A 26,303-nucleotide genomic window follows, 5' to 3' on the forward strand; every position below is an offset into this window, starting at 1 on the left:
ACGATGCTCTTTCACAGCCTGCGCGCGCGAATCGCGCTCGTCTTCGTCGTGCTGATGCTCGTCGCGCAGGCGGCGGCGTTTCTCGTCATCAACTCGGTGATTCTGAAGAACGCGCATCGCAACGCCGAAGAGCAACTGTCGGTGGCCGAGCGCGTATTCGCGCAGATTTTGCGCGGCAATAGCGAACAGTTGACGCAGGCGGCGAGCGTGGTCGCGCTCGACTTCGGCTTTCGCGAAGCGGTCGCGACGCACGACAGCAAGACGGTCGCGTCCGCGCTGCGCAATCACGGCGACCGCGTTCATGCGGACGTCGTGATGCTCGTCGATCTCGACGGCAAGCTGATCGCCGATAGCGGCGGCGTCGGGCGCGAAGGCATGGCGTTTCCGTTCCCGAAGCTCATCAGGACCGTCGCGACGAAGGGCGATGCGTCGTCGTTCGGCATGATCGGGCCGCGCGCGTATCAGCTCGTCGCGGTGCCGGTGAAAGCGCCCATCGCGATCGCGTGGGTCGTGATGGGCTTCGCGGTCGACGATGCGCTCGCACGCGATCTGAGCTCGCTTACGTCGCTCGACGTGTCGTTTCTCACCGTCGGCGACGACGGCAAATGGGGCGTGCTCGCAAGCTCGCTCCCCCACGACGCACGCGACGCGCTGACGGATCAGGCGCAACTCGCCGCGAACGGCTACGCGACGCGCGTCATGCGGCTGCACTCCGAAGGGCGCACGGTCGCCGTGCTGCTCGAACGCTCGCTCAACGAGGCGCTCGCGCCGTTCAAGCGCCTGCAGACGACGCTGCTGCTCATTACGCTGCTCGGCGTGCTCGTGTCGAGCGTCGGCAGCGTGCTGATGGCGCGCTCGGTCACGCGGCCGATCGCGGCGCTCACGCAGTTTTCGAAGCGCATCGGGCAGGGCGATTACGCCGCGCCCATCGAGATTCGCCAGAATGACGAAATCGGCGAGCTGGCGCGCGCGTTCAATCAGATGCGCGACGGCATCTCGGAGCGCGAGAAACGCATCACCGAGCTCGCGTACATGGATCGGCTCACCGGCCTGCCGAATCGCGCGCTCTTCAACGACCGCCTGCAGCAGGCGATCGGCGCGGCGACGCGGAGCAAGCGCCCGCTCGCGGTGATGATGATGGACCTCGACCGCTTCAAGTACGTGAACGACACGCTCGGGCATCCGATCGGCGACATGCTGCTGTGCGAAGTGGCGAAGCGCCTGCGCGCGGCGCTGCATCGCAAGACCGATACGGTCGCGCGTCTGGGCGGCGACGAATTCGCCGTCCTTCTGCCGACCGACGATCTGGCGTCCGCGCGTCTTCTCGCCACGCGCATGCTGAACGCGCTCGAAGAGCCGATCACGATCGAAGGGCAACTCGTCGATGTGGGCGCGAGCATCGGCATCGTCACGTTTCCGCAGAACGGCACGGACATGAACGTGCTGCTGCGCCGCGCCGATATCGCGATGTACGTGGCGAAGCGCTCGAATCTCGGCTACGCGCTCTACGACGAACGTCACGACCAGAACAACGCCGAGCGTCTTTCGCTGATGAGCGAGCTGCGGCAGGCCGTCGAGCACGATCAATTGACGCTCTACTATCAGCCGAAGGTCGATCTCGCGACGCATCGCGTGAAATATGTCGAGGCGCTCGTGCGCTGGGATCATCCGACGCGCGGCTTCGTCTCGCCCGACCAGTTCATCCCGTTCGCGGAGCAGACCGGCTACATCAAGACGATTTCGCGCTGGGTCGCCGACAAGGCCATCGCGCAATGCGCCGCGTGGCGCAGGCAGGGCATCGAGCTGGCCGTGTCGGTGAACGTGTCGGCGCGCGAGCTGATCCAGTCGACGCTGCCCGAAATCTTCCAGGGACTGCTCGACAAGCACGGCGTCGCGCCGGAATCGATCTGGATCGAGATCACCGAGAGCGCGATCATGGACGACCCGAATCACGCGATCGAGACGCTCGACCGGCTGCACGCGCTCGGCATTCGCCTGTCCATCGACGATTTCGGCACTGGGTATTCGTCGCTGTCGTATCTGAAGCGCATGCCCGTGGATGAGCTGAAGATCGACAAATCGTTCGTGATGGGCATGTTCCAGCACAAGGACGATGAAACCATCGTGCGCTCGACAATCGATCTCGGGCACAACATGGGACTGAAGGTCGTCGCGGAAGGCGTCGAAACCGAAGAGATGCTGGAGCGGCTGAAGGCGCTGCGCTGCGATCTGGCGCAGGGCTATCACCTGAGCCGGCCGCTGCCCCCCGCGAAGCTCGAAGCGTGGCTCGACGCGTGGCGCGCGTCGAACGAGCAAGCGCTCATCGCCGGGCCGGAAGAGGCGTAGGCTCGCTTACCAGGCGCGGCCGCGGTCGTTCGCGACGGCTTGTTCGTCGCTCGCGATGGAGTCGCCGTCGCGATCGGCGAAGCGATAGGTGCCGCGTTCCTCCGATTTCGCTTCGTACAGCGCGGCATCGGCGCGCTTCAATGCGCTTTCGAACGACTCCGCCGGACGCGCCAGCGCGATGCCGACGCTCACGCCCACGCGCACCGTCTGCCCGGATTCGAGCGTGTACGGCGCCGACAGCTCGCCGATGATCTTGCGCGCGAAAACCACGTTGGCCGCGTGCGCGATATACGTGGCGACGATCGCGAACTCGTCGCCGCCCAGACGCGCGACCAGCTCGCCGCGGCGCATCGCGTTGCGCAGGCGGTCGGCGACGAGCTTCAGCAGTTCGTCGCCGGCATTGTGGCCGTGCGTGTCGTTGACGTGCTTGAAGCCGTCGAGATCGACGTACATCACTGTCACTTTCTCGCGGCCCGCGCCGCCCGCCATCAGACGCCCGGCCTGGTCGCCGAGATAGCGCCGGTTCGGCAGGCCCGTCAGCGAATCGTGATGCGCCCATTGCAGGATTTTCGCTTCGGCTTTGCGGCGCTCCGTCACGTCCTCGATGATGATGACCGCGCTGCCGTCGGGCACCGGATTGCGGCTCAGTTCGAGATGCCGTCCGTCGCGCAAGGGCAGGTCGAGCGTCGGATGGCCGCTTTCGAGCCATTGCGCGCATCGCTCGGCAAGCTGCGCGCGCGGTGTCTCGCCGAATTTCGCGAGCGCGGCATAGCCGATGAACTCCGGCAGCGACACGTTCAGCCGCAGCATGTCGATGGTCGCGCCGAACAGCTCCGCCGCCTTGCGATTCGCGATCACCACCCTGCCCGACGCATCCACGGTGCAGAGGCCGTGCGGCATGTGCGCGAGTGCCGCGTCGAAGCGCGTGGCGATTTCGGCGTGGCTTTCCTTGGCGGTCATCAGCGCGACGAGGCCGCGATAGTGCCGCTGCACGACCGCGCACATCGCGGCGATATAGAGGACGAGCGGCGGCACGAGAATCCAGTAGCCGGACGGCCCGAACAGCCCGCCGACGCCGATCGGCAGCGCGCCGAGGCACACCTGCGCGATCGCCAGATGCGGCGTGCCCGCGTTGCGCGACGCGACGCCGCCGAGCAGGCCGGCCGTCACCATGATCGCGAGCGACGCGAGCACGGCGTCGCCCGAGATCACGCAGCCCATCGCGCCGAGGCCCGTCACGAGACAGGCCAGCAGCCCGAACGGCGCATAGCGCGCGGCCCACCGGCCGGGCTGCGGCGCGTCCGTGCGGCTCAGCGCGCGATATCGGCCGACGATCGAAAGGCGGGTGGCGAGCAGAAGCGCGTCGGCGGCGAGCCAGAGCATCGTCCAGAGGGACGGCTGGCGTCCGAGCGCGATCATCGCGACGAACGCGCCGGAGATGCCGGACAGCAGCAGCGGGCGGATGTCTTCGACAAGCGTCGACAGCAGCGATGCGCGAACGGCAGGCGTGATCCGTCCGTCCGCGGTCGCCGGCGTGGCCAGAATCGAATCGATCAAGGACGGATTGCCTGACATACGCAAGACCGGGCCGGCGAGAGGATGAATACGAAGGCGGCGGTGATGCGATCACCGCCGGTAATCGTGTATACGGCGGCGTCTGCGTGTTCTTTAGGCAAGACTTAGCGGCGGCTCAGGCGTGGTGAGCGTCGATTATTCGCTGAGAGCGCATTCTGACTTTCCTTCGAGCCGGATTATGTTTTCGCGCGGACATAGTAATTTAGGGCTCAAGTCTTTCAACCTGGCCTGACGCCGGGTTTTGCCTCATCGAAAGCTTTCGTTTCAGAGACGATCATGTTTGATGTCCTGCGCGCCATGCCGCGAAGGCGTCGTCGGTGAGGATGAAAGAAGCAGTTTCGCGGAAAGATGGCCACAGAAACCGTCGGGCGATTCATAAAAGGAGACGTCATGGACACGAACTCTCTCTCACCCGGTGCCAAAGGCGGGTCGCACGCCGAGCACCACAAGCAGACGAAGAAGGCGACCGCGAGCGGCTGGATCGGCTCCGCGCTCGAGTACTACGACTTCTTCATCTACGCGCAAGCCGCCGCGCTGATCTTTCCGCAACTCTTCTTTCCTTCGGGCAATCCGAAAGTGGCGATCGTCGCGTCGCTCGCGACCTACGGCGTCGGTTACGTGGCGCGTCCGATCGGCGCATTCGTGCTCGGTCATTGGGGCGATACGCACGGCCGCAAGACCGTGCTCGTGCTGTGCATGTTCCTGATGGGCTTCTCGACGATGGCCGTCGGACTTTTGCCGACGTATCACAGCGTCGGCATGCTCGCGCCGACGCTGCTCGTAATCCTGCGGCTCGTCCAGGGCTTCGCGGTCGCGGGCGAAATCTCCGGCGCGAGCTCGATGATTCTCGAACACGCGCCATTCGGACGCCGCGGTTTCTTCGCGAGCTTCACGCTGCAAGGCGTGCAGGCCGGACAGATTCTCGCCGCCGCCGTGTTCCTGCCGCTCGCGTACTACATGCCCGAGGATGCGTTCAATTCATGGGGCTGGCGCATTCCGTTCCTGCTTTCGGCGTTCGTGCTGGTTGCCGGCTACATCATCCGGCGCGAAGTGCACGAGACGCCCGCGTTCGAGAAGGAAGGCGAGAAGGGCGCGGTGCCGCGCTCGCCAATCGTCGACGCCTTCAAGTACAACCTGCCCGACATGATCCGCGTCGTCTGCATGGCGCTGATGAACGTGATTCCCGTGGTCGCGACGATCTTCGGCGCGGCGTATGCGGTGCAGGCGGCGTACGGCATCGGCTTTCACAAGAGCGTGTATCTGTGGATTCCGGTCGTCGGCAATATTCTCGCCGTCATCGTGATTCCGATCGTCGGCAATCTCTCCGACAAGATCGGGCGCAGGCCGCCGATCATCGTCGGGGCGATCGCCTCGGGGCTGCTGTCGTATCTGTATCTCTACGCGATCAGCATTCACAACGTCGGCATGGCGATCGTCGCGTCGCTCTTGATGTGGGGCATCGTCTATCAGGGCTACAACGCGATCTTCCCGAGCTTCTATCCCGAACTCTTCCCGACGCGCACGCGCGTCTCCGCGATGGCGATCTCGCAGAACATCGGCACGACCATCACGGCGCTGTTGCCCGCGCTGTTCGCGAGCGTCGCGCCGCCCGGATCGACGAACATTCCGGTCATGATCGGTTCAATCACGCTCGCCGTCACGATCATCTCGGCGATCGCCGCGTGGAGCGCGCGGGAGACGTACCGGATTCCGCTCAACCAGCTCGGCGAGCCGGACGCGCGGCCGGTCGAGAAGTCCGAGTACGACCGCCTGCGCGCGGAATCGGTCGCGAACGCGCGCACTTCCTGAAGCTCATGTCCTCTTTCCTTGCTCAGGCGGCGCGACAGCGCCGCCGGGGTGAACTCGCGCTTTTTCAACACGGTGAATCGAAGTGAATACAGACTCAGGCAAGACGCGTATCGCGGTGGCGGGCGCGGGCTATATCGGTCAGGCGCACATGGGCGTCGCGCAGGCGAGCACGACGTGCACGCTCTCGGCCATCGTCGATCCGGCGCCCGCCGCCGTCGACATCGCGCAGAAGGCGGGCGTGCCGCTCTACAAAACGCTCGACGAACTGCTCGCGAAGGATCGCCCGGACGGCATCGTGCTCGCGACGCCGAATCAATTGCACGTCGAACATGCGCGCGTGTGCATCGCGGCGGGCGTGCCGATCCTGCTGGAGAAGCCGATCGCGCCGACGGTCGAGGAAGCGCAGATGCTCGTCGATGAAGTGGAGCATTCCGGCGCGAAAGTGCTGATCGGCCATCATCGCGCGCACAGCCCGATCATGGCGCGCGCGAAGCAGGTCATCGACGAAGGGCGGCTCGGCAAGCTCGTCGCGGTGATGGGCAGCGCGGTGTTCTTCAAGCCCGACGAGTATTACGCCAGCGCGCCGTGGCGACGCGAGCCGGGCGGCGGGCCGATCCTGCTCAACATGATCCACGAGGTGCACAACTTGCGGATGCTGTGCGGCGATATCGTCGCGGTGCAGGCGTTCGCATCGCACGCGACGCGCGGCTTTCCCGTCGAAGATACGGTCGCGATCAATCTGCGTTTCGCGAGCGGCGCGCTCGGCACGTTCATGCTGTCCGACACCGCCGCGTGCCCGCGAAGCTGGGAGCAGACGTCGCAGGAGAACAAGGCGTATTCCACGTATCCCGACGAAGACTGCTACGTGATCGCGGGCACGTTCGGCTCGCTTTCCGTGCCGACGATGCGTCTCAAGTCCTACGCGAAGGCCGAAGATCGATCATGGTGGAAGCCGTTCGACGAAGACGTCGTGGCGATGCAGCGCGACGATCCGCTCGCGCATCAGATGGAACATTTCGGGCGCGTGGCGCGCGGGGAAGCCGAACCTATTGTCAGCGCGCGCGACGGACTGCAGAATCTGCGGATCACCGAGGCCATCGTTCTTGCCGCCACGAGCGGCAGGATCGTCGAGACCGCCTGAATCTTTTCAATTCCCCTTCCAGTTCAAGGAAATCACATGGCAACGATCCTGACGCTGCACGGCGTCAACCTCAACATGTTCGGCAAGCGCGACCCGAAGCAGTACGGCACGGCGACGCTCGCGCAAATCGACGAGCAGATGGCCGCGCTCGGCAAGGAACTCGGCGTCGAGGTGGAGTGCTACCAGACGAATATCGAAGGTGAGATGTGCTCGCGCATTCATCGCGCGTTCGAAGAAAACGTCGATGCGATCGTCATCAACGCGGGTGCGTGGACGCACTACAGCTACGCGATCCGCGATGCGCTCGCGATCCTGAAGGCGCCGATCATCGAAGTGCACATGTCGCACGTGCACGCGCGGGAGGAGTTCCGCCACAAATCGGTGTTCGCGGAAATCGCGCGAGGGCAAATTTCCGGTTTCGGCGTCGATAGCTACTTGCTGGGCTTGCGCGCAGCAGTCGCCGCGATCAAATAAGGCCGATGCCTTCACGGCGAAGCGTGTGGGCGCTTCGCCGTGTCATCGGGTCAGGCCGGGCGACTGAAATCCTTCGACGCGGGCGCGACCGGCTCGCGTTCGCTCTGCTTGCGCAGCGGTTCGTGATTGCGTTGCGCCGCGCCGCGGATGAACAACACCGCACCCACCGCGCAAACAGCCCAGACCACCGCGATGATCGTCAAGTAGCTCATATCCTTCTCCCCGATGCTCCGAGCGCGGGCGGCTTTGCCGTCACCGCTGCCCGCCTTCTGTTGGCCCTGTTGGTCCGTTACGTTTGCGACGCGGGCAGCGCCAGCAAACGTCCGATCAGCTCTTGCGCGAACGCATGCTGCTCGGTAATGGTCTCTGCATCGTCGTCGGTGGCGTTCGGATCGCCGTGCAGCTTCCCGGCGAGACGCATGATGTTGTCCGACACCGACTGCAGCGCGCTCAGCAATTCCGCTTGTGTCGCCGCGCTGTCCTGCGATCCTTCGCCGAAACGCTGCGCCGTTCGATGCGGCCTGGCGTTTCCTTCCATCGTCTGATACATGGCGACCCCCGTCGTGAGTGGATGATGCGATTCTCACGCCGCGACGCCTCGAGTAATCCTCCGAACAAGCCCTGATTCCGGCCTCAATTCGTTTGATGTCCGTTTCCGCGATTCGGAGCACGGCTGCTATACGCCCGCCCATCAAGGCTTTGCGGCCGCCGGGCGGTAAAATCGCAGATCCGTCCGCTGATAATCGGCCTTTTTTGCAGCGGCTTGTGGGGTCATCCGCACGAAAAAACAACAGTTTCTTACCAAAAAGCAGACTAAAAGGTCGGATCAAACGGTACGCGCGATCGTTCGATCCATGAACGCAGTAATTTTTGCAGTGCAACAGACATCGACATGGCTTCACCCACGACGAACGAAACACCCTCGCTGCACACACTCAAACGCGGACTCAAGAGTCGCCACATCCAGTTGATCGCGCTCGGCGGCGCGATCGGCACCGGGCTTTTTCTCGGCGTCGCGCAGACGATCAAGCTCGCCGGGCCATCCGTGCTGCTCGGTTACGCGATCGCCGGGCTGATGGCGTTCTTCATCATACGTCAGCTCGGCGAGATGATCGTCGACGAGCCGGTTGCCGGTTCCTTCAGCCATTTCGCCGATAAATACTGGGGCCACGCCGCCGGTTTCATCTCCGGCTGGAACTACTGGGCCATTTACATTCTGGTGAGCATGGCGGAGCTGTCGGCCGTGGGCATCTACATGCAGTACTGGTGGCCGGGATTGCCGATGTGGATATCGGCGCTCGCGTGCTTCGTGATCGTCAACGCGATCAATCTGACGAGCGTGAAGTCCTACGGCGAGACGGAGTTCTGGTTCGCGATCGTCAAAGTGGCGGCGATCGTCGGCATGATCCTGTTCGGCGGCTGGCTGCTCGCGTCGGGCAAGGCGGGGCCGGAAGCGAGCGTCGCGAATCTTTGGCGGCTCGGCGGCTTCTTTCCGAACGGCGTGCACGGGCTCGTCATGTCGATGGCCGTCATCATGTTCTCGTTCGGCGGGCTGGAGCTCGTCGGCATTACGGCGGCGGAAGCGGAAGACCCGTCGCGCAGCATTCCGCGCGCGACCAATCAGGTCATCTATCGCATCCTGATTTTTTATGTCGGCGCGCTCGGCGTGCTGCTGTCGCTTTATCCGTGGGACAAGGTCGCGACCGGCGGCAGTCCGTTCGTGCTGATTTTCCGCGAGATGAACAGCACGGTCGTCGCGAACGTGCTCAACGTGATCGTGCTGACGGCCGCGCTCTCCGTGTACAACAGCGGCGTCTATGCGAACAGCCGCATGCTGTACGGCCTCGCGCAGCAAGGCAACGCGCCGCGCGCGCTGCTCAACGTGAGCGGACGCGGCATTCCGCTCGCGGCGCTGGCGGTGTCGGCGCTGGTGACGGCGGCGTGCGTCGTCATCAACTATGTGATTCCGGGGCGCGCGTTCGGCCTCTTGATGGGACTCGCGGTGTCGGCGCTCGTCATCAACTGGGCGATGATCAGCATCATCCATCTCATGTTCCGCCGGCAGAAGCGCGCGAACGCCGAAGCGACCTCGTTTCCGAGCTTTCTGCATCCGTTCACGAACTACGTCGTGCTCGCGTTTCTCGCGGGCATCGTCTGGGTGATGTACGAGATTCCGGATCTGCGCCTGTCCGTGTACCTGATTCCGGTCTGGCTGGCCGTTCTCGGAATCGGCTACTATCTCAAAACTCGGGCCGCGCGCGGAGACTGACGCGGCCGCGCTTGCTGATCTCTCGTCCTCTCTCGTCCTATAAGTCACCATGTTCGAACATATCGATGCTTACCCCGGCGACCCGATCCTGTCGCTGAACGAAAACTTCCAGAAAGATCCGCGCACCAATAAGGTCAACCTGAGCATCGGCATTTACTTTGACGACGAAGGCCGTTTGCCCGTGATGCAGGCCGTGCGCGAGGCGGAACTGTCGATCCTGAAAGACCTCGGCCCGAAACCGTATTTGCCGATGGCCGGTTTCGCGCATTATCGCGACGCCGTGCAGGCGCTCGTGTTCGGCAACGACAGCCCGGCGCGCGCCGATGGCCGCATCGCGAGCGTGCAGACGCTCGGCGGATCGGGCGCGCTGAAGGTCGGCGCGGATTTCATCAAGCGCTACTTTCCGAAGTCGCAAGTGTGGGTGAGCGATCCGACGTGGGAGAACCATCGTTTCATCTTCGAGCGCGCGGGTTTCGAAGTGAACACGTATCCGTATTACGACGAAGCCACCGGCGGACTGCGCTTCGATGCGATGCTCGACGCCATCGACAAGCTGCCCGCGAAGAGCGTCGTGCTGCTGCACGCGTGCTGTCATAACCCGACGGGCGTCGATCTCGATCAGGCGCAATGGGTGAAGATCATCGACGTGCTGCAAAAGCGCGATCTGCTGCCGTTCGTCGATATGGCGTATCAGGGCTTCGGTTCCGGTCTCGACGACGACGCGTTCGCCGTGCGCGAACTCGCGCGCCGTGGCGTGCCGGCGTTCATCGCCAATTCGTTCTCGAAGAATTTCTCGCTGTACGGCGAGCGCTGCGGCGGCCTGCACGTCATTTGCGACGATGCCGCCGAAGCCGATCGCGTGCTCGGCCAGCTGACGAGCGCGGTACGCGCGAACTACAGCAATCCGCCGACGCACGGCGCGAAGATCGTCACGCATGTGCTGAACACGCCCGAACTTAAACAGTCGTGGGAAAAGGAACTCGCGTCGATGTGCCAGCGCATCGCGCGCATGCGTCAGGCGATCCACGACGGACTGAAGGATCACGTTCGCGGCGAGATGCTCACGCGGTATATCAAGCAGCGCGGCATGTTCACGTACACGGGTCTGGTCGCGGATCAAGCCGACCGGCTCAAGGAGGAATTCGGCGTGTACATCCTGCGCTCGGGCCGCATGTGCGTCGCGGGCCTGAACGACAGCAACGTGCAGATCGTCGCCGATGCCATCGGCAAGGTGCTGGCGGCGAAGTAAATCGCTACATCGCGGGACAGGACAGCACTTTCTGCGGCGGAAGGCTGCCCGGTCCCGTCTCGACTTTCGTGCCGCGCGGCGGCGTCAGAATGAGCCGCACGGCACTCGTGCCTTCGTTCGCGAGCACGTAGATATCGCCGCTTCCTTCCGGCTGCCAGTACACGCGATACACCTCGCCGTCCTTGTACACATGCAGCGCGCCGTGCCGCACGGCGCCGCCCCGCCAGAAATTCACGCTTTCCCCTTCGCGCAGCGCGATCATGCCGTCCTGCCCGTTCGTGGCGCTTTCGAGCGTGCCGCAGACGGCGTCGTCGGCGCGTGCGTGCGTGCAGACGGCCAGCGCCGCTGCGCATAGAAACATCGTTTTGCGATTCATCGGCTATCGACTCCCGGAAAAAGCGCGTGCGCCGTCCCGCGCTCCTCGCAAGATACGCGCCGACGTTCCTCCGCGCGTGTGCTACTTTGAATGGAAGCAGCATTCGATCATGGAGGGCGACATGACTGTGATCGCGCCGGACGAAAGAGCGGATTTCCTCGCGATTCTCGCGCGCCATCGGCTCGACGAGAGCGATTTTCTGGTGCACGAAGGCGGCGCGTCCGATGTCGTGGACGATGTTTATCCGTTGCAGGGCGTCGTCACCATCACGCGACGTTCCACGTTGAAGGAACGCGAATATCGCATCGGACACGGCACGCAATGGACCGCCGCGTTCGAAAAAGACTTGAACAAGGGCGTGTTCAGATGAACGGGCACGCGCACGCAGTTTTTTCACGCACTTTTTTGAAGCGGAGCAGGCGATGAGACCGACCGAATTCAAATCGTTCAAGGCGCACGTCGCGATGATGCTGCGCGATCTGCCGCGCGGCGTGACGGCCGATCTCAGTGATGTCGCCGTCGCGTACTGGAACGGCACGCAAGTGGTCGGCGCCTATTTGCGCGACAACGGCCGCCTCGACGAAGACTTCGATTTCGACGAAAACGCCTGGGGCGTCTGGCGCGACGATTTCCTCGCGTGGTTCGATGCGCCGCGTTTCTCCGAACGCGCCGATCTGAAGGCCGCGTTCGTCGCAGGCGTCATGCCCCCGAGCGCACACGGCGGGCTCTGGCCGCGGGCGCTGTGATTTAGGCTTCATTCGGCAAGTCATCCGTAAGCACTCCTCGCACGCGCCCGTTCCCCGCCGAACGGCACAGCGATTGCTCCGTTCCTCCACGCGACAGCGTCCGAACCACGACCGCGCGACGGCCGTGTTCCGCCTTTCATCGTCACGGAGGATTCAGCATGGCTGGCAACGGCAGACTCAGTCCGCTCACGTTCTTTACGGCCATCGTGTTTATCGTCATCGGCGTGTTGCTGGCGGCGGGCGGAGCGTATCTCGTTGCGCTCAAAGGATCGTGGTACTACGTGATCGCGGGTGCGGCCATCCTGCTGACCGGGCTCTTGTTGTTGATCCGGCGGCGCTCCGCATTGCTGCTTTTCGCGCTGTTCCTGTTCGCCTCGACGATCTGGGCCGTCGTCGAAGTGCGTTTCGATTTCTGGCAACTGATGCCGCGCCTGTGGATCTGGCTGCTGCTCGCGATCTGGCTGCTGATTCCGTTCGTGCATCGCGGCGCGTTGTTCGGGCCGCCTTCGACATCGCGCGCCGCGCGCACGCCGCTCGCCGCCGCGATCATCCTCACGCTGCTGCTCGGCGTCGGCACCTGGTTCAATCATCCGCACGACCGGCCGGGGCGCATCGACGTGAACGTCGCCGCCGACGCCAATCAGCCCGATGCCAACGCCGCGACCGGCCGCGCGGCGGGCGACTGGGTCGACTATGGCGGCTCGCCGCTCGCGCAGCGTTACGCGCCGCTCGCCCAGATCACGCCGGATAACGCGCATCGGCTAAAGGTGGCGTGGACGTATCGCACCGGCGACATGCCCGGCCCCGACGATCCGACCGAAACCACCGACGAGAACACGCCGCTCAAGGTCGGCGACACGATTTTCCTGTGCACGCCGCATAGCAAGGCGATCGCGCTCGATGCCGCGAGCGGCAAGGAAAAGTGGCGTTTCGATCCGCGGATTCAGAGTCCGATCGGGTTCAAGCATTGGGAGCACATGACTTGCCGGGGCGTCGCTTATTACGATGCGTCGATGCATCCGATGCCCGCTGCCGCCGCGCCCGAAGCCAGCGCGCCCGCCGAAGCCGATGCGGCCTCCGCGCCTGCCGACGCATCCGCGCCCACGGAAGCGTCCGCGCCCGTGCGGACGCCCGCGCAAACCACGGCGCAGGCCGAATGTCCGCATCGCCTGTTCCTTCCGACCGCCGACGCCCGCCTGATCGCGCTCGACGCGGACACCGGCAAGCCGTGCGCGAGCTTCGGAAAGAACGGTGCAATCGATTTGCGCGCGAATATCGGGCCGTTCACGCCGGGCGGCTATTACTCGACCTCGCCGCCGGCGGTGTTCCGCAATCTCGTGATCGTCGGCGGTCATGTGACCGACAACGAATCGAACAACGAGCCGTCGGGCGTGATCCGCGCGTTCGACGTCAATGACGGCCATCTCGTCTGGAACTGGGATCCAGGCAATCCGGACGTCACCGAACCGATCGCGGCGGGCGGCACTTATGTGCGCAATTCGCCGAACATGTGGTCGATGTTCAGCGTCGACGAAAAGCGCGGCATGATTTTTCTGCCGATGGGCAACCAGACGCCCGATCAGTGGGGCGGCGAGCGCACGCCACAGGCCGAGAAGTTCGGCGCGGGCGTCGTCGCGCTCGATGCCGCGACGGGCAAGCTGCGCTGGAACTATCAGTTCACGCATCACGATCTGTGGGATATGGATGTGGGCGGGCAGCCGACGCTCGTCGATCTGCAGACGGCGCAGGGCACGCAGCCGGCGCTGATCGCATCGACGAAGCAGGGCAGCATCTACGTGCTGAATCGCGAAACCGGCCAGCCGATCGTGCCGATCAGCGAAGTCGCCGTGCCGGGCGGCGCGGCGAAAGGCGATCACACCGCGCCGACGCAGGCCGTTTCCGCGCTCAACTTCAACCCGCCGCGCGTGACGGAGGCGGACATGTGGGGCACGACGCCGTTCGATCAGCTTTGGTGCCGCATCAAGTTCAGGAGCCTGCGCTACGACGGGCCGTACACGCCGCCGTCGGAGCAGGGGTCGCTCGTGTTTCCGGGTAACTTCGGCGTATTCGACTGGGGCGGGATTTCCGTCGATCCGGTGCGGCAGATTCTGATCGCGAATCCGGACTACATGGCGTTCACGTCGAAGCTGATTCCGCGTGACAAGATTCCCGAGGACAACGGCGAGAAGAAAGGCAGCGAAACGAGCGGTATCAAGCTCGCGCGCGGTACGCCGTTCGGCTTTGAGATCAGCGCGTTTCTTTCACCGCTCGGGATTCCGTGCCAGGCGCCGCCGTGGGGCTACATCGCGGGCGTCGATCTGCGCACGCAGAAGATTGCGTGGATGCACAAGAACGGCACCATCTTCGACAGCGCGCCGCTGCCGATTCCGATGCCGCTCGGCGTGCCGAGCCTCGGCGGGACGATCGTGACGGCGGGCGGCGTCGCGTTCCTGACGGGCACGCTCGATCAATACGTGCGCGCCTACGACGTGCGCGACGGCAAGAAGCTGTGGGAGGCGCGTCTGCCGGCGGGCGGTCAGGCCACGCCGATGAGCTACGCCGATGCAAGCGGCAAGCAATATGTGCTCGTGACGGCGGGCGGTCATGGCTCGCTCGGCACGAAGGCGGGCGATTATGTGATCGCCTATGCGTTGCAGTGAATGCGAAAAAAAGCGCGGGAATTTTCTCCCGCGCCTGCACGTTACGTCCGGCGATAAGCCTCGGCCATGAGCGCGCTGACCTTCGCGCGCGCGCTCAGCGCATTGCGGACGGCGGCGACGATGAAGGAAACGAGGGCGATCGGCGTGGCAGCGATGATTCCCATGATGAACTCCGTACTAACTAGGTAATAACCCTAGGTTAGCACATTATGACGCATTGCAACAAATATCTTTCGGGGAATTGACCGTACGCAAAGGCGAAACGCTCTGAAGGAGCATCCAGATGAAGACGCACTTTCCGGCTCGTATCGCGGCGATCGGCGCCGTTGTGCTCATCGCGGCGATCGTCGTCGCGTGCAGTGGCGGTTCCGGCGATAGCGCCACTTCGTCTGCGGCGAGCGGCGGCGCGCCGCCGGCGGCATCGAGCCCGTCGGGGGCATCGAGCCCGGCGGGGGCATCGGCGCCTCTGGCTGCGGTGTCGAAAGATGTCGTCACCTGGCACAACGACATCGCGCGCACCGGACAGCAACTCGCGGAAACCGTCCTCACGCCGGCGAACGTCAATCAGCGTACTTTCGGCAAGCTCGCGCTCTTTTCCGTCGATGGCGCCGTCGACGCGCAGCCGCTCTTTCTGGCGGGCGTACCGATCGCGGGCGGCACGCGCAACGTGCTCTACGTCGCGACGGAAAACGCCAGCGTCTACGCTTTCGACGCCGACAGCGGCGCGGTGCTGTGGAAAGTCTCGACGCTCGGCAGCGGCGAGTCGCCGAGCGACGACCACAACTGTCATCAGATCACGCCGACAATCGGTGTCACGGCGACGCCGGTCATCGACCGGACGCGCGGCCCGAACGGCGCGATGTATGTCGTCGGCATGTCGAAGGATGCGTCGGGCGCGTATCACCAGCGCATTCACGCGCTCGATGTCGCGACGGGCGCCGAGCTCTTCAACGGCCCCACCGAAATCCGGGCGACGTATCCGGGCAACGGCGCGGGCAGCCAGAACGGCACGCTGACGTTCGATCCCGGCCAGTACGCCGAGCGCGCGGCGTTGCTGCTGCTGAACGGCGTCGTCTACACGGCGTGGACTTCGCATTGCGACTTCATGCCGTACACCGGCTGGGTCATGGGCTACGACGCCGCGACCCTGCAACAGGCGAGCGTGCTGAACCTCACGCCGAACGGCCAGATGGGCTCGATCTGGATGAGCGGCGCGGGCCTCGCATCGGACGGCCAGGCGATCTTTTTCCTCGACGCCAACGGCACCTTCGATCCGACGCAAAACGCGCAGGAGATGCCGATCAACGGCAACTTCGGCAACGGTTTTTTGCGGCTGGAAACGTCGCCGCTCAGGGTGCAGGACTATTTCGAGCCGTCGAACACGGTGCAGGAGTCGAACGAGGACGAAGATCTCGGTTCCGGCGGCGCGATGGTGCTGCCGGACTTCACCGATGCGGGCGGCACGGTCCGGCATCTGGCGATCGGCGCGGGCAAGAACTCGACGATCTACGTCGTGAACCGCTTCTCGATGGGCAAGTTCGATTCGAACGCGGACCACATCTATCAGGAACTCGTCGGCCAGATTCGCGGGGCGATGTTCGGCGCGCCCGCGTATTTCAACAACACGGTCTATTTCGGCGCGGTCGGCGACAGCATTCGGGCGTTCGCGGTCAGCAACGCGTTGCTTTCGGCGACGTCGACGAGTCAGACGTCGAATGCGTTCGGCTTCCCCGGCGCGACGCCGAGCATTTCCGCGAACGGCACGGCGAACGGCATTCTGTGGGCGGCGGAGAACGGCGCGACAGGCGCGCTGCGCGCCTACGACGCGGCCAATCTCGCGCGCCAGCTCTACAGCAGCAACGACGCCGGCACGCGCGACCAGTTCGGTGCGGGCAACAAGTTCATCACGCCGATGATCGCGAACGGCAAGGTGTATGTCGGCACGAAGAACGGCGTCGCCGTGTTCGGGCTGTTGTCGAAATAGGATCGGCGCGCGAACGCGGCGCCGGGCGTGACGCCGCGAGCGCGCCGCAACTAGCCGAAACGCCGTGGAACGGTCGCGAAGTCATGTTAAGCTCTCGGTTCTTCGCTGGGGAGTAGCCGGCTTTCCTGCACAGGGAAAGCGCTCATGTCAACACGCTCGGTCGTTCAGGCCGTGGCATGAGCAGCCATCAAAGGTTGGCAAGACCATCGACAGAATTCGCGACCGGTCGGGCGCGCGTTCTGTCGTTCCATCTTGCCCGACCAGAGCGCTACTCGATGAATCTCGCCTCCACAATTTTTCTAGCCTTCGCCATGTCCACCGACGCGTTCGCCGCAGCCGTCGGCAAGGGCGCGACCCTGCACAAGCCGCGCATCGCGGAAGCGTTGAAGACCGGCGTGATCTTTGGCGTGATCGAAGCCCTGACGCCGCTCGTCGGCTGGGCGCTCGGCAGGGCGGCCGCGCAGTATGTCACCGCGTGGGATCACTGGATCGCGTTCGGCCTGCTCTTCCTGCTCGGCGCGCGCATGATCCGCGAAGGTTTCAGCAGCGTGAGCCACGAAGCGGAAAAGCCCAATTCGCATTCGTTCTGGGTGTTGGCGCTCACCGGTTTCGCGACCAGCATCGACGCGATGGCGGTCGGCGCGGGCCTCGCGTTCATCGATGTCGATATCTTCTCGACGGCCGCGACCATCGGTTTCGCGACGATGCTGATGGTGACGATCGGCGTGATGGTCGGCCGGCTCGTCGGCGCGACGATCGGCAAGCGGGCGGAAATCGTCGGCGGGCTGATTCTGATCGGCGTCGGCAGCGTCATTCTGGCCGAACATCTCGGCCATCTCGGCTGAGGATGCGCGCCTTGCCGCCGCGCGGCGTGAGAATCGCGAGCACGGCGGCGACGATGAAAAGCGCGGGCACGTCGCCCGCCAGATGACCGAGGTGGCGCCCCGCGCCGCCGAACGACTGCACGGCCATGATCGCGCCGTGCACGACGCTCGACCACACCGTGAACCAGATGAGGCTCAGATGCCTCATCGGCTCGCGCGATGCGATCAGCAGGAAAACGCCGAGCGTCGCGTAGATGCCGACGATCATCATCGCGTATTCCGAATGGCCTTCGTGGCCGGCATCCCACGCCCATCCTGAAGGCCAGAGCAGCATGAGCGGATAGAAGGCGAAGAGCGCGATCAGCCCGACGACGGCGAGCACGATGCGCAGGCAGGCGAGGCGACGGGCGTCGTTCATGGCGGCTCCTTGGCGGCGCGACATGAGCGACAAGATACCGCGAAGCGCACCGCGAAAGCCATCGATGGCGGCAGGCCTTTCCACCAAAAATCGGCGCAAATAAAATAACAACGACTGCCATTAGGCCGATACGATTCATCATTCCACTGCCTTCAACCACAAATCCAGCACGTCATGCCACGTCCGATTTCCGCGCGCATCCATCTCGACGCCATCCGACAGAATCTTCAACTTGTCAAACGCACGGCGCCGTCGTCGCGCGTGTGGTCCGTCATCAAGGCGAATGCTTATGGTCACGGCATCGAGCGCATTTATCCGGCGCTCGCTGAAGCCGACGGCATCGCGCTGCTCGATCTCGATGAAGCCGTGCGCGTGCGCGAGCTCGGCTGGAAAAAGCCGATTCTTTTGCTCGAAGGCGTTTTCGAGCCCGCGGATGTCGAAACGGCGGATCGTCACCGGCTCACGGTCACGGTGCATTGCGACGAGCAGCTTGCGTTGCTGAAGGCGGCGCGGCCGAACGAGCGCATCGACATACAGTTGAAGATGAACTCGGGCATGAACCGGCTCGGCTATCGGCCGGGCGAATTCGTCGAGGCTTGGAAAAGGGCGTCGGATATCGCGGCGATCGGCTCGATCGGCCTGATGAGTCACTTCGCGAACGCCGACGAAGGCGCGATCGACTGGCAGATAGACGAATTCGAAGCGGCCACGCGCGATCTTCCCGGCACGCGCTCGCTGTCGAATTCGGCGGCGGTGCTGTGGCATCCGCGCGCGCATCGCGACTGGGTGCGGCCGGGCACGATCCTCTACGGCGCCTCGCCGACGGGCTGCGCGCGCCACATCGAGCATTTCCCGTTGCGCGCGGCGATGACGCTCGAGAGCCGCATCATCGGCGTGCAGACGCTCGCGGCGGGCGAGACGATCGGCTATGGCCGCACTTTCACCGCGGATCGCGCGATGAAGATCGGCGTGGTCGCATGCGGCTACGCGGACGGCTATCCGCGTCACGCCCCGACGGGCACGCCCGTCATCGTCGATGGCGTGCGTACGCGCATCGTCGGACGCGTGTCGATGGACATGCTCACCGTCGATCTCGCGCCGTGTCCGGCTGCGGGCATCGGATCGCCGGTGGAACTATGGGGCGAACGCGTCCGGGTCGATGAAGTGGCCGAACCGTCCGGCACGATCGGCTACGAGTTGATGTGCGCGCTCGCGCGGCGCGTGCCCGTCGCGATCGACGCGGGCGTTTCGAATCGGGCAGAAGCGCATTCGGCATGACGCTCACGATGACGCGTCTCGAAGGCAGTGCTTACGTTCGAAAATGCGCGATCACATCGGCGAGGATTTCGATGCCTTTGCGGATCTGCTCGACCGGCACGCTCGCATAGCCGAGGATGAGCCCGGCCGTCCGGTTCGACGTGCCGCCGCACGGCGCGACATGAAGCGGCGACACCGGATAGACGCCCACGCCCTTCGCATGCGCGGCGGCGACGAGCGCGGCTTCGTGCGCCGCGTCGATGAAGGGCAGCCACAGCGTGACGTGCAATCCGGCAGCCGTGCCCGTCGCGTGCGCGCGCTTCGGAAGAAGATCGGCGATGGCGTCGAGCAAGGCCGCGCGCCGCCGTTCGTATTCGCGCCGCACGCGCCGCACGTGACGCTCATACGCGCCGCTTTCGATTAGCGCCGCGAGCACGCGCTGATCGATGACGGCCGAATGACGATCCGCGAGCCGCTTCGCCTGACGGAACGCCGGCACGAGATCGTGCGGCAGGATCATGTAGCCGAGCCGCAGATGCGGCGAAAGCGCCTTCGAAAACGTGCCGATGTAGATCACGCGGCCATTCGTATCGATCGATTGCAAGGCGTCGATCGGGCGCTGGCCGTATCGGAACTCGCCGTCGTAATCGTCTTCGATGATCCACGCGTCGTGCCGTTGCGCCCATTCGAGCAATTCGAGACGGCGGCCGATCGGCAGCACGCCGCCCAGCGGAAACTGGTGCGATGGCGTCACGTAGGCGAGCCGCGCGCGTCCATCGGCGGGAAGGCCGCGCGTATCGAGACCGTGTTCGTCGACGGGCACCGGCAGCGCCACGCCGCCCGATGCCTCGAAGCAATGCCGCGCGATCAGATAGCCGGGATCTTCGAATGCGAAGGCGTCGCCGGGATCGAGCAGCAGGCGCGCGCAAAGATCGAGCGCCTGCTGCGTGCCGTTCACGACGACGATCTGATCGCTATCGCAGACGAGCCCGCGCGCGCGGCCGAGATACGCCTGCAACGCGCGCCTGAGCGACGCGTCGCCTTCGGGCGCGACGTAATAGAGGCTGTCCGGTTGATGCAGCAGTTCGGCTTGATACGCGCGTTTCCAGATCAACGAAGGAAAGTCGCGCGCGGACACTGCGCCGTACAGGAAGTTGATGCTGCCTTTCGTCACTTGCGCGAGAACGGGCATCGGCAGTGTGGAAACGCGCCGGCCATAGGCGGAAAGGGCGGGCGCGGTGCGTTCGGCGCGCGCGGGAATCGGCGGCGCGAGCGGCATCGGCGGCGTGGCGACTCGCGCCACGCGTCCCGCCGACGTGACGAGAAAGCCCTCCGCCGCGAGCTGTTCGTACGCTGCCGTGACGGTCGTGCGCGAGACGCCGAGATCGGCGGCCAGCGCGCGCGTAGAAGGTGCGGGAGCGCCGGCGGGCAACGTGCCATCGGCGATCTGGGCGCGCAGCAGATCGTAAATGCGCCGTCCGGTGCCGATGGCGTCTTTCAACTGGACCATGAAAATTGCTCGAAACTGGATCTTCTTATTGTGCCTGTTTCGGGCGATAGTGACGGGGTTCCGCCACTTTCCATCGGGCATCCAAGATGTATATTCCGCCGCATTTCGCCGAGACTCGCCCTGAAGAGCTGCATCGGATCATTCGTGCGCATCCGCTCGGAATGCTGGTGACGCACGACGCCGCCGGTCTCGACGCCAATCACATTCCGTTCGAATTCGATCCGGCGCAGGGCGAGCATGGCTTGCTGACGGCGCACGTCGCGCGCGCCAACGACGTGTGGCAGCGTTGCCCGGGCGGCACGCCGGTCATGGTGATTTTTCGCGGCGCGGAGGGTTATGTCTCGCCGAACTGGTATCCGAGCAAGCATGAGACGCATCGGCAAGTGCCGACGTGGAACTACGAAGTCGTGCACGCGCACGGCGTGCTCACCGTGCGCGACGACGAGCAGTTCGTGCGCGGTCTCGTCGCGCGTCTGACGCGGCGGCACGAGGCGAACGAGCCGAAGCCGTGGAAGATGGGCGATTCCGAGCGCGAATTCATCGATGGGATGCTGCGGAATATCGTGGGCATCGAAATCGCGGTGACGTCGCTTGTCGGCAAGTCGAAGCTGAGTCAGAACAAGGAAACGCGCGATCGGATCGGCGCCGCGGATGCGCTCGACGCGCGGGGGAAGGGGGAGCTGGCGCGGGTGATGGTGCGGGCGGGAGACTAGTTCATGGCTTTTATTGCTTTTCTGATCGCGGCGATCGTTCTCGCCATTACGCCCGGTCCGGGCCTCGCGTATGTCGTGGCTCGCACTGTCGCTGGTGGTCGTTCCGAAGGCATGGCGTCGTGTCTCGGCACGGCGGTGGGCGGTCTCGTCCATGTGGCCGCGGCGGCGCTCGGGCTATCCCTGTTGATCGCGCGCTCGGCGACGCTCTTTAGCGTCGTGAAGTACGTCGGCGCGGCGTATCTGATTTATCTGGGCGTTCGGCTTCTGTTTCGCGAAGGCGAAGCGGGCGGCGTCGCGCCGGTTGCATCGCACGGTGCGCGGCGTGCGTTTCGCGAAGGCGTCCTGGTCGAAGCGCTCAACGTCAAGACGGCGCTGTTTTTTCTCGCCTTTCTTCCGCAGTTCGTTTCGCCGGGGCATGCGCTGATTCCGCAACTGGCGATGCTCGGGAGCATTTGCGTCGTGCTTAATACGCTTGTCGACGTGGGCGCGGTGCTCGCCGCTTCGCGTCTGCTGAAGTCGAGCGCCGCACGCGTCGCCCACGCGAGGATGCTCACGCGGACCTCGGGCGTCGTCATGCTGGCATTGGGTGGATATCTCGCGTTTGCGCGGAGGGCGATCCCGAGTTAGGGAACCGGCCTCACGCGATTATCTGTTGCTCGCATGACCTTCCCTGAAGAGGGCTTCTAATCAATACTGCCGTGACTTTCGACGGCAAGCACACGGCTGCCGCAGGCGGTCAGATGCCCATCCAGCGCGACGCCATTGCCGTTCGTGTCGATCAACATATCGGAACACTGAATGATCGGGTTCGTGCCGTGTTCGGGGCATGTCACCAAGTCGCCCATTCTCGCGACCCCGCGGCCCTTGATGTCCATCGTGTCGGAGCCCGTGATGATGCGGCCGCCGTGGGTCGTTGCGTCGCCTATGCATGCGATTGAAGTCATTTTCGTTATCGTGCGGTTAGAGGTTTTTCCAGATCGGTTCAGCGCTTGCGCCGGACAATTCGAAGATGAAGAATTTCACCGCGTCGAAATAGTTGGTGAATATGCAAGGATTGAACGAGGTGCCTCGCTCGTCGACGCATACGACCCAGTAACCATCTTCCTCGGACAGGCGCAACTCTCCAAACCCGATATGCGGGTCGTCACCTAAGCGGTAGGAATCACGCCTGATACCGCGAGCGCCAAGTTCAGCGGCGATGGCGTCGAGTAGCCTTTGCTGGTCGATGCCTTGACCAACATGAATCTCGTACGCCTTCTTGAGATGAATATCCATCGATCAACTCCTTTGTTCATCGTCGTCTCAGGAAGGCCCGTAGCTTTTCTTGCTCGACGCTAACGACATGTTCACCCACGGCAAGACCACCGGGCAGACGTGTATCTTACGGACGCTCCGTCCTTCTGGCATGTTTCCATTGTCGAGTCTCTCTAGCGGCCTTCGATGATTCTTCGATTGCGACGATTCGATTCGTCTACCTTGACTTGAATATCCCGATCGGCGGCAACGGCGTTGAGTCCGCCCGTAAGGCCAATCAGGTCCTTCGATATGAATCTGCCCGTCGCCGGATCATCGTACGGATGCCGGTTGTAATGAAGCCCCGTCTGACTTCGCCTGGACACAAACTCCTCGCGCGCAGGCCGCAGTCCCTTATCCAGCAAGCCGTCCAGCTCGACGAGCTCATGCACGAGAGAATTATTTTTGTAGACGCGATTCTAGACGCTCATCGGTAGCCCGAACTATGCGACTCGTCCGAGTAACGCTTGCTCGTTACCCGCAGTGGCTGACGGCGGCCGCAGGCCGACCGCAGACGCGGCGGAACTTGGCCGAAGCACACCGATGCGCCACGTTCGCGCAAGTCTTCGCCCACCGCGCCCGAATCCGTCAAGGCCGCGCAGCGCCCGAAGGCTTGGTCTTGACGGTCATCGGTTCACCACGCTCGTTTTTCGTCGCTCTTGGCGCGCGGATGGCGCAGTTCCGCGAAGCTAGCGACATCACGCAAACGCAAATCGCCGAAGCCCTTGGACTGACTCAGCAAAGCCACGCCTCTTACGTGACCGGGCGCAGACGCATTCCCGTTTCGACGCCACCGAGCGTGGCGCGCTTGTTGTCGGTTTCGCTGGAGGATGCGTTCTGAGAAACCGAGACTTCGCCGCACAAGCGCGGCACCATGCCCAAGTGGCCGAAACTCATCGAAGCCCTCGCGCAACGGCCACGCGCCAAGCAGCAGTTCGTCGCGCAGTTGCTCGAAACCGTACTCGCGCAAGCTCAGTAGTAGAGAGGAAAGAGATGTAGCGCGGTACACGAAGCGCGGGCCGGGAGTGCGTCAACACTCGTGGCCCGCTGACCACCAACCAACTCGCTAACGGAGTTGATCATTGCTGACGCGAATCTTAAAGCACGTCCACACGTTACGGAACGCTTCGTGACCGTTCAGCAGTCGCAGCGCGAGAGCCGCTCTACCAAACCCTACTGGCAGCGAACCGAGCCGCCGCGTTTTCCGCGGCTCAAACTCGCCGGACGATGGATCGAGCAGGCAGGATTTCAGGCAGGGCGGCGCGTGAGAATCAATGTTGAACACGGGCGGCTCACCATTACCGCCGAGTAGACGATCTGAACCGCACCGGATTTTGTGGAGGCTCCCACTCTTGAGACAATGGAGCCATGAACAAGAAGGCAACCAAGTTTTTGCCAGAGGTTCGCGAGCGTGCAGTACGTTTAGTGCGCGAGCAGCGTAGCGAACATCCGTCGATGTGGGCAGCGGTCGAGTCGATTGCGCCGATGATCGGGTGCACGCCGCAGACGCTGCACGAATGGATCAAGCGTGATCAGGTTGACCAGGGCGAGCGCGATGGCGTGACGACTGACGAACGCGAACGGCTGAAGGCCCTGGAGCGCGAGGTCAAGGAACTGCGTCGTGCCAACGAGATCCTCAAGGTTGCGAGCGCGTTTTTCGCCCAGGCGGAACTCGGCCGCCGTTTCAAATCCTGAAGGCGTTCGTCGATCAACCACGACAGAAAGCCTGTGTTCTCCTTGATGAGACCCATTTGCTTGCCGGCCGACACAGGGTCTTTCACGAAGCTGCGCACGGTGCGCGATGCATTTGCAATTCCGGCGTCGATCTCGGAACGCCACCCCTTCAGTTTCTCGTCGAGTTGCTCCATAAAGGCGATCGCGTCGCCGCCCGCTGTCGCCCAGAACAGATCGACCAGCACGGCCGCCGCCGCGCCCTTGGCGAACGCGAGCAGCACCTCCCTGACGACCGCGCGCGCGGGACGGCTCGCGTTGCCTGCCGCTGGAATCACGCCGATGGCGTCGATGGCGAGGATGCCCCATGCCGTAAAACTCTTCGACTCACCCGGCTTGCTGCAAATGCGGTAAATGTCCATGCCCACGTCAGACAACGACATGGCGTTGCCGACGACAGGCAGCATGTAAAGGCACTGGACGAAGATTTCCTGACTGTGGTTCTTGACCGAATCGACGGTGGCCTGCGTGAGCTTCGGCCGGGTCTTCGGCGTCGGGTTGGCGGGCGTGATTTCGTAAGTAATGACGCGCCGCTCTTCGGCATTCTGTTTGATAGCCGGCGCGATCTGTCGCGGCGCGGGCTTGCTCGGTGTTGCGGGTGTAGACATTTCTTGTTGGTTCTTATGCGTGAATAGTGCGAGTTACTTCGACGTCAGGGACTTGGCGAGCGTCGGCGTGGATTGCTGTCCCATGCCCGTCAGTGGCGTCCCGGCCGCGCGTTGCGTGACCTGGCCGAGTGGCTGACCCATCGAGCCAATGGCGGCTTGGGTAACGGTTTGCGCTGCCGTGTGGAGCGCTGCGCCCGCACCGCCTGTAAGTGCAGCAACCGATGCCGCTTGTCCAGCGAGCGCTGGTAAAGCGTTCTGCACAGCCGCCATGGCGGGACCGGTCAAGCTCGGCAACGCCACGTCCGCACCTTCTGTTGGCGTCTGGGCGACGCCTGCGGGGTGCGTCCATCTGCGCTTGTCGTCCTTGATCGAATATCCATCCTCGAAATACTCGATACGCCCGCCGCCGCGCGGCACGTTCGCGAGCATCCCCTTGCCGTTCTCGTCGAGCGTGCCCCATCTGAATGAACCGTCCGGATACGCCACGCGATACGGCGCGTTCTTGACCGGCTCGCCGTTCGGATAGGCGTGCCAAAGCTGCATGCCGGTCGGCTCCTGCTTCGGCATGAGCGGCAGCGCGCTTTGCTTGGTGGCCGATTCACGCACGCGCATCGGTCCCTTCAGGATGATCTCCGGGCCGCCAAATTCCACGCCCGTACTCGTCAATTTGACGTACGCGCCGCCGCAATAGAGCGTCAGTTCCTTCTTGGCGTTGAGCGTGATCGCGTCTTCCGTGCTCGCGATCGTCACGCCCTTGAGCGCGGCGAGATTGAGCGCATCGCCTTGCGCCTGCACGTCGATCTTGCCCTCGGCGGCCGTCACCTTGACGCCCTGCGTATTGGCGAAGAGCGACACCGCATTGCCCGCCGCGACGGTGTAATTGCCGCCGATCGCGGCGTCGGCGTTGCCGCCGGTGCTGGTGAAGAGATGCCCGCCCGCGGCCAGTTGCATGTGCTCGCCGCTCGTGAGCGCAACGCCATGCGGCGCGGATGCGAGGATGACCGCCTGCTGCAAGTCCTTGAGTTGCGTTTCCAGCAGCGACTTCTGCGCCTCGCACGCGGCGACCACGGCCTTGGCCTTGTTGACCGCATCGGAAAGGCTTTGCATGCGTGCTTGCGCCGCCTGCAATTGCGTGAGCGCCGCGCTCATGTCGAGCGTCTGACCGCTCGCGGTCTTCTGCGCATCGGCGGAAAGGAATAGTCCTTTACCGGCGCGAAGCGCTCCCCACGAATCAGAGCGAAGCTCATAGCCTTCGCCGCGCTTCTGCCTTTCGGCGTTGACGATGTAGCCCAGGTTCAGTTGCGTCTTGCCGCCGTACTC

General features: G+C 63.9%; 27 protein-coding genes, 1 pseudogene, 1 riboswitch and 1 other annotated feature. Of the genes and pseudogenes, 17 read left to right on the top strand and 11 right to left on the bottom strand.

The features are described 5' to 3' along the window. Positions 1 to 3: 3 nt before the first annotated feature. Positions 4 to 2,346: an EAL domain-containing protein gene (locus QCE58_RS18325; RefSeq protein WP_309780007.1), complete on the top strand. Its 2,343-nt coding sequence runs from the start codon at positions 4 to 6 to the stop codon at positions 2,344 to 2,346. A gap of 6 nt (positions 2,347 to 2,352) precedes the next feature. Here the strand turns inward: QCE58_RS18325 and QCE58_RS18330 are convergent, their stop codons facing one another. Then, positions 2,353 to 3,921 (bottom strand): sensor domain-containing diguanylate cyclase, encoded by a 1,569-nt coding sequence (locus tag QCE58_RS18330; RefSeq protein WP_175981991.1) that lies wholly within the window; start codon positions 3,919 to 3,921, stop codon positions 2,353 to 2,355. 390 nt (positions 3,922 to 4,311) lie between these two features. Here QCE58_RS18330 and QCE58_RS18335 point away from each other — a divergent pair, with 390 nt between their 5' ends. The 3 genes from QCE58_RS18335 (at position 4,312) to aroQ (ending at position 7,345) form a co-directional block, all read left to right on the top strand. Beyond that, positions 4,312 to 5,730, top strand: a complete 1,419-nt coding sequence (locus QCE58_RS18335) for an MFS transporter (protein WP_008347399.1) — start codon at positions 4,312 to 4,314, stop codon at positions 5,728 to 5,730. An 82-nt stretch (positions 5,731 to 5,812) separates the two neighbouring features. Next, positions 5,813 to 6,871 carry a Gfo/Idh/MocA family oxidoreductase gene (locus tag QCE58_RS18340; RefSeq protein WP_309780010.1) on the top strand — a complete coding sequence of 353 codons (1,059 nt, stop codon included), beginning with the start codon at positions 5,813 to 5,815 and terminating at the stop codon, positions 6,869 to 6,871. A gap of 36 nt (positions 6,872 to 6,907) precedes the next feature. Then, positions 6,908 to 7,345, top strand: a complete 438-nt coding sequence (gene aroQ, locus QCE58_RS18345; protein ID WP_175981987.1) for a type II 3-dehydroquinate dehydratase — start codon at positions 6,908 to 6,910, stop codon at positions 7,343 to 7,345. A gap of 50 nt (positions 7,346 to 7,395) precedes the next feature. Here the strand turns inward: aroQ and QCE58_RS18350 are convergent, their stop codons facing one another. Both QCE58_RS18350 and QCE58_RS18355 read right to left on the bottom strand, forming a co-directional pair. After that, positions 7,396 to 7,548, bottom strand: a complete 153-nt coding sequence (locus tag QCE58_RS18350; protein ID WP_162483411.1) for a hypothetical protein — start codon at positions 7,546 to 7,548, stop codon at positions 7,396 to 7,398. Positions 7,549 to 7,634: 86 nt separating this feature from the next. Continuing rightward, positions 7,635 to 7,895, bottom strand: a complete 261-nt coding sequence (locus QCE58_RS18355) for a hypothetical protein (RefSeq protein WP_008347402.1) — start codon at positions 7,893 to 7,895, stop codon at positions 7,635 to 7,637. Between the two features lie 342 nt (positions 7,896 to 8,237). Between QCE58_RS18355 and QCE58_RS18360 the strand changes: the two genes are divergently transcribed. Continuing rightward, a complete protein-coding gene (locus QCE58_RS18360; RefSeq protein WP_250522173.1) occupies positions 8,238 to 9,614 on the top strand; it encodes an amino acid permease in 1,377 nt (458 codons plus the stop codon). A gap of 49 nt (positions 9,615 to 9,663) precedes the next feature. After that, positions 9,664 to 10,863, top strand: coding sequence for an amino acid aminotransferase (locus tag QCE58_RS18365; RefSeq protein WP_250437046.1), 1,200 nt, complete (start codon positions 9,664 to 9,666; stop codon positions 10,861 to 10,863). A 4-nt stretch (positions 10,864 to 10,867) separates the two neighbouring features. Here QCE58_RS18365 and QCE58_RS18370 read toward each other — a convergent pair whose 3' ends face one another. Further along, positions 10,868 to 11,239 carry a hypothetical protein gene (locus QCE58_RS18370; protein WP_250522174.1) on the bottom strand — a complete coding sequence of 124 codons (372 nt, stop codon included), beginning with the start codon at positions 11,237 to 11,239 and terminating at the stop codon, positions 10,868 to 10,870. Positions 11,240 to 11,360: 121 nt separating this feature from the next. On the opposite strand from QCE58_RS18370, the gene QCE58_RS18375 reads away from it, so the two are divergent. From QCE58_RS18375 to QCE58_RS18385, 3 genes are all read left to right on the top strand, one after another. Further along, positions 11,361 to 11,609 (top strand): hypothetical protein, encoded by a 249-nt coding sequence (locus QCE58_RS18375; protein WP_175981979.1) that lies wholly within the window; start codon positions 11,361 to 11,363, stop codon positions 11,607 to 11,609. 52 nt (positions 11,610 to 11,661) lie between these two features. Then, positions 11,662 to 11,985, top strand: a complete 324-nt coding sequence (locus QCE58_RS18380; RefSeq protein WP_008347409.1) for a hypothetical protein — start codon at positions 11,662 to 11,664, stop codon at positions 11,983 to 11,985. A gap of 158 nt (positions 11,986 to 12,143) precedes the next feature. Further along, positions 12,144 to 14,645, top strand: coding sequence for a membrane-bound PQQ-dependent dehydrogenase, glucose/quinate/shikimate family (locus QCE58_RS18385; RefSeq protein ID WP_250522175.1), 2,502 nt, complete (start codon positions 12,144 to 12,146; stop codon positions 14,643 to 14,645). A gap of 41 nt (positions 14,646 to 14,686) precedes the next feature. Here QCE58_RS18385 and QCE58_RS18390 read toward each other — a convergent pair whose 3' ends face one another. Continuing rightward, entirely contained in the window at positions 14,687 to 14,809 is a 123-nt protein-coding gene (locus QCE58_RS18390; protein WP_268811544.1) for a hypothetical protein, read from the bottom strand. A 119-nt stretch (positions 14,810 to 14,928) separates the two neighbouring features. Between QCE58_RS18390 and QCE58_RS18395 the strand changes: the two genes are divergently transcribed. Beyond that, complete coding sequence (locus QCE58_RS18395) at positions 14,929 to 16,629, top strand: PQQ-binding-like beta-propeller repeat protein (protein ID WP_250441124.1); 1,701 nt, start codon at positions 14,929 to 14,931, stop codon at positions 16,627 to 16,629. A gap of 95 nt (positions 16,630 to 16,724) precedes the next feature. Further along, positions 16,725 to 16,895: riboswitch (yybP-ykoY riboswitch) on the top strand. Positions 16,896 to 16,904: 9 nt separating this feature from the next. Further along, on the top strand, positions 16,905 to 17,474 hold the full coding sequence (gene mntP, locus QCE58_RS18400) for a manganese efflux pump MntP (protein WP_250437052.1): 570 nt from the start codon (positions 16,905 to 16,907) through the stop codon (positions 17,472 to 17,474). Here the strand turns inward: mntP and QCE58_RS18405 are convergent. Continuing rightward, positions 17,440 to 17,871, bottom strand: a complete 432-nt coding sequence (locus tag QCE58_RS18405) for a DUF6632 domain-containing protein (protein WP_008347415.1) — start codon at positions 17,869 to 17,871, stop codon at positions 17,440 to 17,442. The genes mntP and QCE58_RS18405 overlap by 35 nt on opposite strands. Positions 17,872 to 18,045: 174 nt before the next feature. On the opposite strand from QCE58_RS18405, the gene alr reads away from it, so the two are divergent. Next, the gene (gene alr, locus QCE58_RS18410) at positions 18,046 to 19,149 is read left to right on the top strand and encodes an alanine racemase (RefSeq protein ID WP_250441122.1); all 1,104 of its coding nucleotides are present in this window, start codon (positions 18,046 to 18,048) and stop codon (positions 19,147 to 19,149) included. 31 nt (positions 19,150 to 19,180) lie between these two features. Here the strand turns inward: alr and QCE58_RS18415 are convergent, their stop codons facing one another. After that, positions 19,181 to 20,638, bottom strand: a complete 1,458-nt coding sequence (locus tag QCE58_RS18415; protein WP_250522176.1) for a PLP-dependent aminotransferase family protein — start codon at positions 20,636 to 20,638, stop codon at positions 19,181 to 19,183. Positions 20,639 to 20,724: 86 nt separating this feature from the next. Between QCE58_RS18415 and QCE58_RS18420 the strand changes: the two genes are divergently transcribed. Together QCE58_RS18420 and QCE58_RS18425 are read left to right on the top strand one after the other, a co-directional pair. Beyond that, positions 20,725 to 21,351 (top strand): FMN-binding negative transcriptional regulator, encoded by a 627-nt coding sequence (locus QCE58_RS18420; RefSeq protein ID WP_250437057.1) that lies wholly within the window; start codon positions 20,725 to 20,727, stop codon positions 21,349 to 21,351. Between the two features lie 3 nt (positions 21,352 to 21,354). Continuing rightward, on the top strand, positions 21,355 to 21,978 hold the full coding sequence (locus QCE58_RS18425) for a LysE family translocator (protein ID WP_250522177.1): 624 nt from the start codon (positions 21,355 to 21,357) through the stop codon (positions 21,976 to 21,978). 56 nt (positions 21,979 to 22,034) lie between these two features. On the opposite strand, the gene QCE58_RS18430 is transcribed toward QCE58_RS18425, so the two are convergent. From QCE58_RS18430 to QCE58_RS18440, 3 genes are all read right to left on the bottom strand, one after another. Continuing rightward, positions 22,035 to 22,295 carry a PAAR domain-containing protein gene (locus QCE58_RS18430; protein WP_250441119.1) on the bottom strand — a complete coding sequence of 87 codons (261 nt, stop codon included), beginning with the start codon at positions 22,293 to 22,295 and terminating at the stop codon, positions 22,035 to 22,037. Positions 22,296 to 22,311: 16 nt separating this feature from the next. Beyond that, positions 22,312 to 22,626: a hypothetical protein gene (locus QCE58_RS18435; protein ID WP_250522178.1), complete on the bottom strand. Its 315-nt coding sequence runs from the start codon at positions 22,624 to 22,626 to the stop codon at positions 22,312 to 22,314. A 152-nt stretch (positions 22,627 to 22,778) separates the two neighbouring features. Continuing rightward, positions 22,779 to 23,036 carry an RHS family protein gene (locus tag QCE58_RS18440; protein ID WP_008347424.1) on the bottom strand — a complete coding sequence of 86 codons (258 nt, stop codon included), beginning with the start codon at positions 23,034 to 23,036 and terminating at the stop codon, positions 22,779 to 22,781. A 227-nt stretch (positions 23,037 to 23,263) separates the two neighbouring features. Between QCE58_RS18440 and QCE58_RS18445 the strand changes: the two genes are divergently transcribed. The 3 genes and pseudogenes from QCE58_RS18445 to QCE58_RS18455 all read left to right on the top strand — a co-directional run. Continuing rightward, positions 23,264 to 23,485, top strand: a complete 222-nt coding sequence (locus QCE58_RS18445) for a helix-turn-helix transcriptional regulator (RefSeq protein ID WP_250522179.1) — start codon at positions 23,264 to 23,266, stop codon at positions 23,483 to 23,485. Positions 23,486 to 23,773: 288 nt separating this feature from the next. Continuing rightward, positions 23,774 to 23,956, top strand: coding sequence for a SymE family type I addiction module toxin (locus QCE58_RS18450; RefSeq protein ID WP_250522180.1), 183 nt, complete (start codon positions 23,774 to 23,776; stop codon positions 23,954 to 23,956). Between the two features lie 56 nt (positions 23,957 to 24,012). Continuing rightward, positions 24,013 to 24,362, top strand: a pseudogene (locus QCE58_RS18455) (transposase); the annotation flags it as partial. After that, positions 24,294 to 24,415: a sequence feature (AL1L pseudoknot), on the top strand. Its footprint overlaps the pseudogene before it by 69 nt. 601 nt (positions 24,416 to 25,016) lie before the next feature. Here QCE58_RS18455 and QCE58_RS18460 read toward each other — a convergent pair. Beyond that, a partial coding sequence (locus QCE58_RS18460) for a type VI secretion system Vgr family protein (protein WP_309780020.1) occupies positions 25,017 to 26,303 on the bottom strand: 1,287 nt, incomplete at its 5' end.

Origin of the sequence: Caballeronia sp. LZ028, assembly GCF_031451415.1 — a bacterium.
GTDB lineage: Bacteria > Pseudomonadota > Gammaproteobacteria > Burkholderiales > Burkholderiaceae > Caballeronia > Caballeronia zhejiangensis.